This is a genomic window from Streptomyces sp. NPDC000134 (genome assembly GCF_042899225.1).
Classification (GTDB): domain Bacteria; phylum Actinomycetota; class Actinomycetes; order Streptomycetales; family Streptomycetaceae; genus Streptomyces.
The window spans coordinates 62,439-75,262 of record NZ_JBIAZN010000006.1; the positions used below are offsets into that span (position 1 = coordinate 62,439).

General features: G+C 74.9%; 13 protein-coding genes. 8 read left to right on the forward strand and 5 right to left on the reverse strand.

All coding sequences use genetic code 11. The features are described 5' to 3' along the window. Window positions 1-111 precede the first annotated feature (111 nt). The 4 genes from ACFY32_RS10935 (at window position 112) to ACFY32_RS10950 (ending at window position 3,988) form a co-directional block, all read left to right on the forward strand. Window positions 112-306 (forward strand): hypothetical protein, encoded by a 195-nt coding sequence (locus tag ACFY32_RS10935; RefSeq protein WP_189872779.1) that lies wholly within the window; start codon window positions 112-114, stop codon window positions 304-306. A 54-nt stretch (window positions 307-360) separates the two neighbouring features. After that, the gene (gene mshB / locus ACFY32_RS10940; RefSeq protein WP_390673958.1) at window positions 361-1,224 is read left to right on the forward strand and encodes an N-acetyl-1-D-myo-inositol-2-amino-2-deoxy-alpha-D-glucopyranoside deacetylase; all 864 of its coding nucleotides are present in this window, start codon (window positions 361-363) and stop codon (window positions 1,222-1,224) included. Continuing rightward, the gene (locus ACFY32_RS10945; protein WP_359196764.1) at window positions 1,221-1,643 is read left to right on the forward strand and encodes a DUF6113 family protein; all 423 of its coding nucleotides are present in this window, start codon (window positions 1,221-1,223) and stop codon (window positions 1,641-1,643) included. The genes mshB and ACFY32_RS10945 overlap by 4 nt, the downstream gene beginning before the upstream one ends. A 155-nt stretch (window positions 1,644-1,798) precedes the next feature. Beyond that, on the forward strand, window positions 1,799-3,988 hold the full coding sequence (locus ACFY32_RS10950; RefSeq protein ID WP_390673959.1) for a hypothetical protein: 2,190 nt from the start codon (window positions 1,799-1,801) through the stop codon (window positions 3,986-3,988). Window positions 3,989-4,230: 242 nt separating this feature from the next. Here ACFY32_RS10950 and ACFY32_RS10955 read toward each other — a convergent pair whose 3' ends face one another. Both ACFY32_RS10955 and ACFY32_RS10960 read right to left on the reverse strand, forming a co-directional pair. Beyond that, the gene (locus ACFY32_RS10955) at window positions 4,231-5,085 is read right to left on the reverse strand and encodes a transglutaminase-like domain-containing protein (RefSeq protein ID WP_359196759.1); all 855 of its coding nucleotides are present in this window, start codon (window positions 5,083-5,085) and stop codon (window positions 4,231-4,233) included. Window positions 5,086-5,115: 30 nt separating this feature from the next. After that, on the reverse strand, window positions 5,116-6,180 hold the full coding sequence (locus ACFY32_RS10960; RefSeq protein ID WP_359196756.1) for a GNAT family N-acetyltransferase: 1,065 nt from the start codon (window positions 6,178-6,180) through the stop codon (window positions 5,116-5,118). Between the two features lie 141 nt (window positions 6,181-6,321). Between ACFY32_RS10960 and fdxA the strand changes: the two genes are divergently transcribed. Together fdxA and ACFY32_RS10970 are read left to right on the forward strand one after the other, a co-directional pair. After that, window positions 6,322-6,642 carry a ferredoxin gene (gene fdxA / locus ACFY32_RS10965; RefSeq protein WP_003973842.1) on the forward strand — a complete coding sequence of 107 codons (321 nt, stop codon included), beginning with the start codon at window positions 6,322-6,324 and terminating at the stop codon, window positions 6,640-6,642. Between the two features lie 108 nt (window positions 6,643-6,750). Then, entirely contained in the window at window positions 6,751-7,842 is a 1,092-nt protein-coding gene (locus tag ACFY32_RS10970; RefSeq protein WP_390673960.1) for a bifunctional succinyldiaminopimelate transaminase/glutamate-prephenate aminotransferase, read from the forward strand. Window positions 7,843-7,912: 70 nt separating this feature from the next. On the opposite strand, the gene ACFY32_RS10975 is transcribed toward ACFY32_RS10970, so the two are convergent. After that, complete coding sequence (locus ACFY32_RS10975) at window positions 7,913-8,353, reverse strand: ATP-binding protein (RefSeq protein ID WP_359196750.1); 441 nt, start codon at window positions 8,351-8,353, stop codon at window positions 7,913-7,915. A 313-nt stretch (window positions 8,354-8,666) separates the two neighbouring features. Beyond that, window positions 8,667-9,671 (reverse strand): heavy metal transporter, encoded by a 1,005-nt coding sequence (locus ACFY32_RS10980; protein WP_390673961.1) that lies wholly within the window; start codon window positions 9,669-9,671, stop codon window positions 8,667-8,669. 84 nt (window positions 9,672-9,755) lie between these two features. On the opposite strand from ACFY32_RS10980, the gene dapE reads away from it, so the two are divergent. Both dapE and ACFY32_RS10990 read left to right on the forward strand, forming a co-directional pair. Then, the gene (gene dapE / locus ACFY32_RS10985; RefSeq protein WP_390673962.1) at window positions 9,756-10,835 is read left to right on the forward strand and encodes a succinyl-diaminopimelate desuccinylase; all 1,080 of its coding nucleotides are present in this window, start codon (window positions 9,756-9,758) and stop codon (window positions 10,833-10,835) included. 110 nt (window positions 10,836-10,945) lie between these two features. Further along, complete coding sequence (locus ACFY32_RS10990; protein ID WP_359196742.1) at window positions 10,946-11,704, forward strand: TIGR00730 family Rossman fold protein; 759 nt, start codon at window positions 10,946-10,948, stop codon at window positions 11,702-11,704. A gap of 193 nt (window positions 11,705-11,897) precedes the next feature. On the opposite strand, the gene folP is transcribed toward ACFY32_RS10990, so the two are convergent. Continuing rightward, on the reverse strand, window positions 11,898-12,758 hold the full coding sequence (gene folP / locus ACFY32_RS10995) for a dihydropteroate synthase (RefSeq protein ID WP_359196739.1): 861 nt from the start codon (window positions 12,756-12,758) through the stop codon (window positions 11,898-11,900). Window positions 12,759-12,824 lie beyond the last annotated feature (66 nt).

Here is a 12,824-nt window from a genome sequence, read left to right on the forward strand (position 1 = left end):
CTAGCGCACAGTGGGTATCAACCTGCTGCTCGCTGTGCGGATTTATCTGCCCCAAGGTTTCGACCGCGTCAGACCCCCCGTTGTCCCCGGGCTATTTGGAGGTGAGCCGCCGTGGCACTCTCGATTTCGGCGGTGGTGCTGCTGGCGATCATCGTCTTCCTGCTGATCAAGAAGTCAGGGCTGAAGGCGGGCCACGCCATCGTCTGCATGCTGCTCGGCTTCTACCTCGCCTCGTCGACGATCGCGCCCACGATCAGTGAGCTGACGTCGAACATCGCGGGGATGATCGGGAGCATCAACTTCTGACGGACGTCGCGCCGGGTTCGGGGGAAGCGGAAGGCGCCTCGTAGGGTGGGGACCATGAAGGAACAGCCCGCCCGGCGTCTGCTGCTGGTGCACGCGCACCCGGACGACGAGTCGATCGTCAACGGCGCCACCATGGCCCGGTACGCGGCCGAGGGCGCCCAGGTGACGCTGGTGACCTGCACCCTCGGCGAACGGGGCGAGGTCGTCCCGCCCGCCCTCGCGCACCTCGGCGGGGCCGCCCTCGGGCAGCACCGCCTGGGCGAGCTGCGGGCCGCGATGGGCGCGCTCGGCGTGGCGGACGTACGGCTGCTCGGCGGGCCCGGCCGGTTCGCCGACTCCGGGATGATGGGCCTGGCCGACAACGACGACCCGGCCTGCTTCTGGCAGGCGGACGTGGACGAGGCCGCCGCCCTGCTGCTCGACGTGATCCGCGAGGTGCGCCCGCAGGTCCTCGTCACCTACGACCCGGACGGCGGCTACGGCCACCCCGACCACATCCAGGCCCACCGCGTCGCCATGCGCGCCGCCGGACTCGCCGCCGAGGCGGGCTGCGGCATCGCCCGGATCTACTGGAACCGCGTCCCGCGCCCGGTGGCCGCCGCCGCCTTCGCCCGGCTCGGCGAGGACCTGCCCGGCCTGCCCTTCCCCGAGGCCGCCACCGTGGACGACGTCCCCGGCGTCGTCGGCGAGGAGCGGATCGCCGTGCAGATCGTCGCCGACGGCACCCCGTACGCCGCCGCCAAGGCCGCCGCGATGCGCGCCCACGCCACCCAGATCGAGGTCGCCGAACCGTACTTCGCGCTCTCCAACCACCTGGCCCAGCCGCTGTTCACCACCGAGTACTACGAACTGGTGGGCGCCCCCGCCCCCGACGCCCGCGGGAGCGACCTGTTCGCCGGGATCGAGGAGGCGTCGTGAGCGCCCGCGGCACCGCGGGAACCCCGGCGCCGGCAAGGCCGTTCCGGCCGCCGTCCGCCGGCCGGGCCGTCCTGTACCTCGCCCTCCTCGTCCTCGGCGCCGTCACCGGCGTGGCCGGGGCGCTCGTGCAGCCCGGCTGGTTCCCGGGCGGGCTGCTGCTCGCCCTGGCCGCCGAGGCCGGGCTCTGCCTGGGCGCCGCGCGGGCCTTCGGCCGCCGGGGCGCCGCCGTCGCGCCCGCCGCGGGCTGGGCCCTCGTCGTGGTGCTGCTCACCACCAGCCGCCCCGAGGGCGACTTCGTCTTCGCCGCGGGAAGCGGCTCGTATCTCTTCCTGCTCGGCGGCATCGCCGTGGCTGTGATGTGCGCCACCCTCGCGCCGGTGCGGCAACCGAACGACGACGCCGTCCGACTTGCCAAGTGACGCACCACTTGCCCTGGCGCGGGTACGCGGGACCGGGGGGTGTTTCCCCAGCGGTCATGGGATAAGCGTCAGAAGTGGCCAGTATGGTGGTGCGCGCCGCCGAGCCGCCCGCTTTCAGGTGTGACGGGCGGCGGAGCCAACCGGGAGAACCTGCCTTGAGTCGTGAAACTGACAGTCCGTCCTCCGGACCCCACGGACGCGGTGGAGCCGCTTACCCGTCGGGCACCCCGCCCTACGGGACGCCGGCGGGCTCCGACACCGGTACGGACGCGGGCCGTTCGGCCACCCGGCCGGAGGACCGCAAGACCGAGACGACGCTGACCACCCGCATCCGGATCAACATCCCCGGGTCCCGGCCCATCCCGCCCGTCGTGATGCGCAAGCCGGTCGGTGAAGGGGAGGGCGGCGCGGGCGACCCGGAGCCCGAGACCCCCCCGCCCGGCGAGGACACGCCCGCGGGCACCGCCGAGACGCCGGCCGAGCCCGCGCGCCACGCGGAGGAGAAGCCGACCAGCGACTGGTTCGCGCCCCGCAGGTCCGCCCCGGCCAAGGGCGGCGCCCCCGGGACCGCGAACGGGACGGCCCCCGGCGGGGGTTCCGGCCCGGCGGGGACGTCCGGTGCCGGCGCGCTCGGTGTGCCGGGCGGGACCGGTGGGACCGGTGCGGCCGGTGGGCCCGCCGGACCGGCTGCCGGCGCTCCGGGTGCACCCGGTGTTCCCGGTGCCGGCGCGGCCGGTGGGGCGCGGCCCGGCGGCGTCGTCGGCTCCATGAACATGCCGGGCGGCTCCCGGCCCGGCGGCACCAACGGCGCCGGTCTCCCCGGCGCGACCGGCGGACCCGTGGCGCCCGGACACGGCGGCGGCACCGGCTCCTTCGACGTGACCGAGGCCCTGTCCGCCGGCCCGCTGGGCGGCGGCAACGGCAACGGCGTCGGCGGCAACGGCGTCGGCCCCGGCGGCACCGGCCCCGGCAACCGTCCGGGCCCCGACGGCGGACCCGGGCCGCGCCACGACGACCTGCCGTACTTCGCCGAGAACGGACCGGGCACCCCGACCGGCGCGTACGGCGGCCCCCAGGCCCCGGCCGGCCCCACCGGCGGCCCGGCCACCGGGACCGGACGGCTGACCCCGCCCCCGAGCGGCGGCCTGAGCGACGACACCGCGATCCTCACCCCGCAGCAGCCGGTCCCCGAGCCGCCGGGCGGGGTCGCCTACGGCACCCCGGGCAACGTCTCCGGGGACACCCTGACCAGCGGCATCCCCGTCGTACCGACCGACCGGAACACGCCGTCGCGGGGCGGCCCGGCGACCGGCGGCCCGCTCGCCCCGGCGCCGCCGAGGATTCCGGAGCCCGTCACGCCGCCCCCGGCCAGCCCCGCGAAGCCGGTGAAGCCGGTGAAGAGGAAGGGCCGCGGCAAGCTCCCCCTGCTCGTCGGCGCCCTGGTCCTGGCGGGCGGCCTGGCCTACGGCGCGGGCCTGCTGATGAACCACTCCGACGTGCCCAAGGGCACCACCGTGCTCGGCGTCGACATCGGCGGCAGCACCCGGGACGACGCCGTCGAGAAGCTCGACACCGCCTTCGAGGGCCGGGTCGACAAGCCGCTGAAGCTCTCGGTGGACGGCGACAGCGTCGCGCTCAAGCCGGACCAGGCGGGCCTCCAGTTCGACACGCAGGCCACCGTCGCGGCGGCCGCCAGGAGCGACTACAACCCGGTCTCCGTGATCGGCTCCCTCTTCGGCAACCACCGCGTCGTCGACCCGGTCATGCCGGTCGACGAGGAGAAGCTGCACGCCGCCCTCCAGGACGCGTCCGGCGGTTCCGGTTCGATGGCCGACGGCACGATCAGGTTCGAGTCCGGCCGGGCGGTGCCCGTGTACCCGAAGGCGGGCAAGGGCATCGACGTGGCCAGGTCGACCGACGCGGTGGAGGAGGCGTACCGCGGCCAGGTCGAGACCGGCGCGGCCGGCCCGGTCGACCTGCCGACCACCGCCCAGCAGCCCGAGGTCACCAAGGCCGAGGTCGACCGGATGATGAAGGAGTTCGCCGAACCGGCGATGTCGGCCCCCGTGACCGTGCAGACCGACGCGGCGCACACGATCCTGATGAGCCCGCAGAAGTCGCTGTGGAAGTTCCTCCGGGTGACGGCCGTCGACGGCAAGCTGGTCGACAAGCCGGACCTGGACGCCCTGGAGGAGCTGTACGGCCAGACGTTCGACGGCGTCACCATCGCCCGCGCCAACGGCGAGAAGACCCCCGTCACCCCCCAGGACGTCTACGCCGCCCTCCGGCAGGCCCTGATCAGCACCACCGACCGCGTGGCGATCATCGACACCGACCCGAGCTGAGCGGCCGGGGGGGGGGGGGGGGGCCCCCCCCGCGCCGCGGCCGCCCGCCCCCCCCCCCCCCCCCCCCCCCCCCCCCCCCCCCCCCGCGGCCCCGCCCCCCCCCCCCCCCCCCCCCCCGCCCCCCGGGGGCGGCGCGGCCCCCCCCCCCCCCCGGCGGGGGGGGGGGGGGGGGCCCCCCCCCCCCCGGGGGGGCGGGGCCCCCCCCCCCGACCAGCCCGCGCCCGGACCCCCGGCCGGGCCCGTCAGTTCAGCATCGCCCGCGCCGCGAACGCCTCCCGCCGCACCCGCTGCCCGGCCGCCGGGTCCACCGCCGCCACGACCTCCGCGTACGCCTCCAGCTCCGCCGCCCCCGCCAGGAAGTCCCCGCGCCGCACCAGCAGGCGCGCCCGCTCGTACCGCAGTCGCGCCGGATGCGCGGGCAGCAGCAGCGCCAGCTCCAGCGCCCACAGCGCCACGTCCGACCGCTCCGGCCGCGCCGCCGCCCACGCCCGGACGTTGTTCAGCATCCGCAGCAGCACGTCCAGCGGATCGGCCGGCGTGAGCGCGGACGCGTCCAGCGGCGCCCCGGTGGCCTGCGCCACCAGCAGCTCCGCGTCCGTCCCGGTCAGCACCCGGCCCCCGTCGAACGGGTCCACCAGCACCCGCTCGGCGGCGGTCGCCCCGAACCCGACCACGAAGTGCCCCGGCAGCGCCACCCCGTGCACCGGGGCCCCGGCCCGCCGGGCCACCTCCATCCACACCGCCGACAGCAGGATCGGCAGCCCGCGCCGCCGCTCCAGCACCCGGTGCAGCAGCGACGACTCCAGCTTCCGGTAGTCCGCGGCCGAGCCGTGGAACCCGCCCCGGTCGCCGAGCACCTCCCGGACCGCCACCGCCCACTCCCGCGCCCCGCCCGGCCGGTACGGCACCTGCCCGGCGAGCCGGTCCAGTTCCATCTGCGCGGCGTCGATGCCGGCGTCGTCCAGCGTCCCGTCCGCCGCCGCGCCCATCAGCAGGCACAGCGCGGCCAGATCGGGCCGTTCGGACCGGGCCTCCTCGGCGAACCGGCGCCGCACCTCGGCGGCGCGCTCGGGCGGCGGGGGACAGGGGGAACACATGGCTGGGTCGTGCCCTTTCGCGACGATCGGTCAGCGGTCCGTCCGGGCGTCGTCCGGCTGGCGGTAATGGTGGTACGCGTGGTGCGCGGCGAAGCCCATCCCGGCGTACAGGCCCCGGGCCCCGGTGTTGTCCGTCTCGACCTGGAGCCAGGCCGCCGAGGCGCCCTCGTCCAGCGCCCGCCGGGCCAGCGCGGCCATCACCGCGGTCGCCAGCCCCGCGCGGCGCCGCTCGGGCGCCACCTCGACGGCCGCGAACCCGGCCCACCGCCCGTCCACGACACACCGGCCGATCGCGGCGGGCGCCCCCGCCGCACCGGGTACGCTCGCGAACCACACCGAAGGACCGGAGCCCAGGACCCGCAGGGCCACCTCGCTCACGCCGGTGCGCCGGTAGCGCGCCAGCCACGCCTCGTCCGCCGTCCGGGACAGTACGACCCCGGCCGCCTCGGCCCGGTCCGCGACCGGCGCCAGCGCGCCGGTCCACAGCTCGGCGCTCACCTCCCGCGTCCAGCCCCGCCGCTCCAGTTCCACGCAGAGCCACTCCTGGGTGCCCGCCGCGCCGGTGGCGGTCTGGACGTACGCGGGCAGCCCGCGCTCGGCGTACCAGCGGCGTACGGCGGTCAGCGCGTCGTCGAGCGGCAGGCCCGGATCACCGAGCGGCAGCACCGAGTTGGCCCGCCGGGTGAAGCCCGCCCGCCGCCCGGCCGCCGCCCGCCGCGCACCCGCCCCCTGCGGCACCGGCTCGGCCGCGGCCCGCAGCTCCCACTCGCCGAGCCGCTCGCTCTCCACCGGCCGCCAGCCCCGCGCGGCGACCCGCGCGAGTTCCTCGTAGGAGGCGGCCGGACCCCGGCGGCGGGCCGGCGCGGACGGCACGACCTTGCCCGCGACCAGCGCGGACGCCTCGATCCGTACCGTCTCGCCGTCCTTGCGTGTGATCAGCAGCACACCGTCGTCCCAGGATGTGAGAACGCCGACCGTGTCGGTGAACTTCCCGCCCGGCGCGTCCGGCGCGGCCAACCGCCGCACCGACACCCGTTTGCCCACGTCAGCGGCGCTGATACGGACTTCGAGACGGCCGGCGGCAGAGATTTCCACAGGTCTGTCCACCCCTCCTGTTCGGATCGTGCCCAAGAACGGAGATACTAGGTGCGGGCATCGACGACGCCGCGCTCCCGCGCGCCAGGCGGCGGAGCCTGAGGAGGCCCGCCAGCGCCCGTATCGAGGAGGAACGACAGCGTGACCTACGTCATCGCGCAGCCTTGTGTCGACGTCAAGGACAAGGCGTGCATCGAGGAGTGCCCGGTCGACTGCATCTACGAGGGCCAGCGGTCCTTGTACATCCACCCGGACGAATGCGTCGACTGTGGTGCCTGTGAGCCGGTCTGCCCGGTCGAGGCGATCTTCTACGAGGACGACACTCCCGAGGAGTGGAAGGACTACTACAAGGCGAACGTCGAGTTCTTCGACGAGCTCGGCTCGCCCGGTGGTGCCAGCAAGCTGGGGCTGATCGAGCGCGACCACCCCTTCGTCGCGGCCCTGCCGCCGCAGAACCAGTAAGAGCGGCCCGCACACGCGCCGCCTCGGTCCCGCCCGGCCCGATCGACCCCGATCGGTGCCGGGCGGGACCGAGGCGTTTGCCGTACCGAGGAAAGTGAGCCAGTAACCGTGTCCGCAGTCACCGACCGTCTCCCCGTCTTTCCCTGGGACAAGCTGGCGCCCTACAAGGCGACCGCCGAGGCCCACCCGGACGGCATCGTCGACCTCTCGGTCGGCACTCCGGTCGACCCGGTCCCCGAGCTGATCCAGAAGGCCCTGGTCGACGCCGCGGACTCGCCGGGCTACCCGACCGTGTGGGGCACCCCGGCACTGCGCGACGCGATCACCGACTGGGTCGGGCGCCGCCTGGGCGCCCGGGACGTCACCCACCGGCACGTGCTGCCGATCGTCGGCTCCAAGGAACTCGTCGCCTGGCTGCCGGTCCAGTTGGGCCTCGGCCCCGGCGACCGGGTGGCCTTCCCGCGCCTGGCCTACCCGACGTACGAGGTGGGCGCCCGGCTGGCCCGCGCCGAGTACGTGGCATACGACGACCCGACCGAGCTGGACCCGGCCGGGCTGAGGCTGCTCTGGCTCAACTCCCCGTCCAACCCGACCGGCCGGGTGCTCTCCCGGGCCGAGCTGACCCGGATCGTCGCCTGGGCCCGCGAGCACGGCGTCCTGGTCTTCTCCGACGAGTGCTACCTGGAGCTGGGCTGGGAGGCCGACCCGGTCTCGGTCCTGCACCCGGACGTCAACGGCGGTTCCTACGACGGCCTGGTCGCCGTCCACTCCCTGTCCAAGCGGTCCAACCTGGCGGGCTACCGCGCGGCCTTCCTCGCCGGCGACCCGGCGGTGCTCGGCCCGCTGCTGGAGATCCGCAAGCACGGCGGCATGATGACCTCCGCGCCCACCCAGGCGGCCGTGGTGGCGGCCCTCGGCGACGACGAGCACGTCCGCGTCCAGCGCGAGCGGTACGCGGCCCGCCGCACCGCCCTGCGCGCGGCCCTGCTGCGGCACGGCTTCCGCATCGAGCACAGCGAGGCCAGCCTCTACCTGTGGGCCACCCGCGACGAGTCCTGCTGGGACACCGTCGCCCGCCTCGCCGAGCTGGGCATCCTGGTGGCCCCCGGCGACTTCTACGGCCCGGCGGGCGCCCGCCACGTGCGCGTGGCCCTCACGGCGACGGACGAACGCGTGACGGCGGCGGCCTCCCGCCTCTGACCGCCGCCGGGGCGGGAACACACGGCGGCGGGGCCCGGGAAGCACCCCGGACCCCGCCGCGACAAGAGGATCAGCCGAGCGGCAGCCCCTGCACCGGCAGCGACCCCGGCAGCCCCTTGCCCACGGCGTCCGTCGGCAGCCCGCCCTTCGTGGCCGTCTTCGCGGTGTCGCCGACGATGTCCCCGGCCGCCCCCGCCGCGTCGCCCGCCGCCTTCTGCGCGGCCGGCGTCGTCTGCTTCACGACCGACCCACCGGTCTTGCCCGCGGCCGGCACCGCCTTCTTCACGGCGTTGCCACCGGTCTCGCCCGCGGTCTTGGTGACGTTCTGCGCGGCCGAGTCCACGGTGGCGCCGACGTTCGCACCGTCCAGGGCGGTCAGTCCGGCCAGGTTCGGGGTGGCCGGCAGCTCCGGGGCCGCGCTGGCGGAGCCGGCCGCACCGACCCCGGCGGCCGCTCCCGCAGCGACGAGCAGCGCGGCACGGGCGATCCGGCGGGTCAGGGGGAGGGACATGATGCTCCTTCGACGGGAAGTCAACGTGGTGAGGTCCTGCCGTGCTCGACCGGCCCGGCCCGGACGCAGTGACTACCGCTCGAAGTCCGCGAAGGTTGCGGCGCGACAAGGTAAAGAGTTGGCAATGCGTCGCATTATCGGGTGCCCGGAAAAACGGGCAAATGGCTACCGGTCGGAAAGTCCGCCGAATCCTTACAGCCCGCTGTTTCCAAGGGATTCGGCGGATTCGCGAGCGGCGGCACGAAATCCCGCGCGGCCCGGCGCCGGCCCGCCGGGCGCGTCATGCGGAAGAGTGATACGTCGTACGGCTGAACTACTGCCGGGCGGTGATGATCCGGACCGATCCGGTGCCCCGCTCCGCGCCCTGGGCGCCGGAGCCGGTGGCCGGCGCGGTACGCCACCGGGTGCCCGTGCTCCCGGCGGTCCACTCGCGGCCGGCGTACGCGACCCGTTCGATGTGCAGCGCGGAGGCGTTGGCCACCGCCCAGTGCGCCAACTGCCAGCCCCGGCGCCGCACCTCGGCCGCGGACTCCGCGCCCCGGCCCGCGGCGACCGGCAGCGTCACCACCCGCCCGACGGAGCCGCCCGGCGAGGCCGACGGGGAGGCCGACGGGGAGGGCGCCGCCGTCGCCTGCCCGCTCACCTCGGCCCCGGCCGGCTGGAGCACCTCGCGCCCGAAGTCCCGTACCAGCGCGGCCCGTACGGCGTCCGGGCCCTTCGCCCGGGTGCTGGTGGCGGGCAGGCCCGTGCAGGTCAGGGTGGCGGCGGAGCGGCCGGTCAGGGCGGCGGCGAGCAGCGCGGCGTCCGGCTCGTGCTTGGCGTACGCGTCCGGGAAGCCGCTGCGCTGCACGCGCTGGGCCGCGACGGTCAGCGGCAGCTTCGTGTACCCGGGCACCTTGACCAGGTGGTCGTAGAACCTCCCCGCCGCGTACGTCGGTTCCATGATCTGTGCCGGGCGGCCCCAGCCCTGCGAGGGCCGTTGCTGGAACAGGCCGAGGGAGTCGCGGTCGCCGTGGCCGATGTTGCGCAGCGCCGATTCCTGCAGGGCGGTGGCGAGGGCGATGGTTATGGCCCGCTCGGGCAGGCCGCGGGTGGTGCCGACGGCCGTGATGGTGGCCGCGTTGACCGCCTGCTCCGGCGTGAACTCGTGGCGCACGCCGTCGTCGCCGGCGGAGACGACCGTGCAGCGGGTACGGGCCGCGCCTCCGGTGACGTACTGCACCACGAGGTAGCCGGCGACCGCGAGCAGGACCACGAGGGCCGACGCGAACCGGAGGAGCCGGCCGGGCTTCTTGCGGGTGGGGGACGGCTGAAGCACGCGTAACAAGGTACTGGAGGGCAGCCTTCCCGGCGCGCAGGGCGTGAGCCGTGCCCGCAAGGGCAGGGCGCTAGGGTCGACGCCATGGCCGACACCCCGCTTGACCTCACGCTGGACGCCGCCGGGCTGACCGCCCGGCTGGTCGACTTCCCCTCCGTCAGCGGCTCCGAGAAGCCGCTCGCCGACGCGATCGAGCACGCGCTGCGCGCCCTGCCGCACCTCACGGTCGACCGGTACGGCAACAACGTCGTGGCCCGCACCGACCTCGGGCGCGCCGAGCGGGTGATCCTCGCCGGGCACATCGACACCGTGCCGATCGCGGACAACGTGCCCTCGCGGCTGGACGACGACGGGGTGCTGTGGGGCTGCGGGACCTGCGACATGAAGGCCGGCGTCGCCGTGCAGTTGCGGATCGCGGCCACCGTCCCGGACCCCAACCGGGACCTCACCTTCGTCTTCTACGACAACGAGGAGGTCGCCGCCGACCTCAACGGCCTCAAGCACGTCGCCGAGGCCCGTCCGGAGTGGCTCGAAGGCGACTTCGCGGTCCTCCTCGAACCGTCCGACGGGCAGGTCGAGGGCGGCTGCCAGGGCACGCTGCGGGTACTGCTGAGGACCACCGGCGAGCGGGCGCACTCCGCGCGGAGCTGGATGGGCGCCAACGCCGTCCACGCGGCCGCCCCGGTCCTCGCCAAGCTGGCCGCCTACGAGCCGCGCCGCCCGGTGATCGACGGCCTGGAGTACCGCGAGGGCCTCAACGCGGTCGGCATCACCGGGGGAGTGGCCGGCAACGTGATCCCCGACGAGTGCACGGTCACCGTCAACTTCCGCTACGCGCCCGACCGCACGCCCGAGGACGCCCTCGCCCACGTCCGCGAGGTGTTCGCGGACTGCCAGGTGGCGGAGTTCGTGGTGGACGACCACAGCGGCGCGGCCCTGCCCGGCCTCTCCCACCCGGCGGCGGCGGCCTTCATCGAGGCGGTCGGCGGCACCCCGCAGCCCAAGTACGGCTGGACGGACGTCTCCCGGTTCTCCGCCCTCGGCGTCCCCGCGGTCAACTACGGCCCCGGCAACCCTCACCTGGCGCACAAGCGGGACGAGCGCGTGGAGGTGGCCAAGGTGCTGGCCGGGGAGGAGCGGCTGCGGGCCTGGCTGACCGCGTAAGCGCGCCGCTGGTTTGGACCGCTGCCCGGGGGACATGCTGAGGACCCCCGTACGTAACCCGCGGAGATCTACGCTGAGGTGGAACGACCGCACGAGGACAGGGAGCAGCCATGGCCACCGGCAACCCCGCAGGAAAGCAGCAGCCGCCGGACGAGCAGCGCCTGGGTCCGGTCCTGAGGCGGCGCGGCCAGGTGCAGGCGAGCACCACGGACCAGCGGCTGCTGGACGAGCGGGAGTCCACGGACTGGGTGCACACCGACCCCTGGCGGGTGCTGCGCATCCAGTCCGAGTTCATCGAGGGCTTCGGCACGCTCGCCGAACTCCCGCCGGCCATCAGCGTGTTCGGCTCCGCCCGCACGCCGGCGGACAGCCCCGAGTACGAGGCCGGGGTGCGGCTCGGCCGGGGCCTGGTGGAGGCCGGGTTCGCGGTGATCACCGGCGGCGGGCCCGGCGCCATGGAGGCGGCCAACAAGGGCGCCTGCGAGGCCGAGGGCATCTCGGTCGGCCTCGGCATCGAACTGCCCTTTGAGCAGGGCCTGAACAAGTACGTCGACATCGGGCTGAACTTCCGGTACTTCTTCGTCCGCAAGATGATGTTCGTCAAGTACGCGCAGGGCTTCGTCGTCCTGCCCGGCGGCCTCGGCACCCTCGACGAACTCTTCGAGGCGCTCACCCTGGTGCAGACCCGGAAGGTGACCCGCTTCCCGATCGTCCTGTTCGGCACGGAGTACTGGGGCGGACTCGTCGACTGGCTGAAGAACACCCTGATCGCGCAGGGCAAGGCGGCCGAGAAGGACCTGCTGTTGTTCCATCTGACGGACGACGTGGACGAGGCGGTCGCCCTGGTCTCCAAGGAAGCCGGACGCTGACCCGGTCCTGGGGCCTGTCGTTCGGATCAGCCCGCAGACGCGGGGCCTGGCACGCACATCTGCGGCGTTGTCGTCGGTTGTCAACGCTCCGCGTTGCCGCCCTCCTCCGCCTTGCATCTGCACGCACCAGGCCCCGCTCACCGGCACGACGAGGCGTAGCAGATTCCCTGCGACCTGATCCAAACGACAGGCCCTAGGCCAGCCCCCGCCGGGCCACCGCCGGCGGGCGGTGGCCCGCGATGGCCGCCACCATGTCCAGCACCTGCCGGGTCTCGGCCACCTCGTGCACCCGGTAGACCCGCGCGCCGAGCCACGCCGAGACCGCCGTCGTGGCCAGGGTGCCGAGCACCCGCTCCTTGACGGGCTTGTCCAGCGTCTCGCCGACGAAGTCCTTGTTCGACAGGGAGACCAGCACCGGCCAGCCGGTGTCCACCATCTCCCCGAGCCGCCGCGTCGCCTCCAGGCTGTGCCGGGTGTTCTTCCCGAAGTCGTGCCCCGGGTCGATCAGCACCGACTCCCGGGGCACGCCCAGCGACACCGCCCGCTCGGCCAGTCCCACCGTCACCTCCAGGATGTCGGCCATCACGTCGTCGTACGTCACCCGGTGCGGCCGGGTGCGCGGCTCGGCGCCGCCGGCGTGGGTGCAGACCAGGCCCGCCCCGTGGCGTCCCGCGACCTCGGCGAGCTTGGGGTCGACGCCGCCCCACGCGTCGTTCAGCAGGTCCGCGCCCGCCTCGCAGACGGCCTCGCCGACCTCGTGCCGCCAGGTGTCCACGCTGATCACGACGTCCGGGAAGCGCCGCCGCACCTGAGCGACGAAGCCGACCGTGCGCCGCGCCTCCTCCTCGGCGCTCACCTCGTCGCCGGGCCCGGCCTTGACCCCGCCGACGTCGATGATCGAGGCGCCCTCGGCGACCGCCTGCTCCACCCGCGCGAGGGCCGGCTCGTCGCGGAAGGTGGCGCCCTGGTCGTAGAAGGAGTCCGGGGTCCGGTTGACGATCGCCATGATCACCGGTTCGTGCGCCGCGAACTCGCGCCTGCCCAGCCTGAGCATCCCCTGAGACCTCTTCTCGTACGTCCTGTGCGGGCGTCCCGCCCGGGGCCGCCTGCCGGCCCCGGC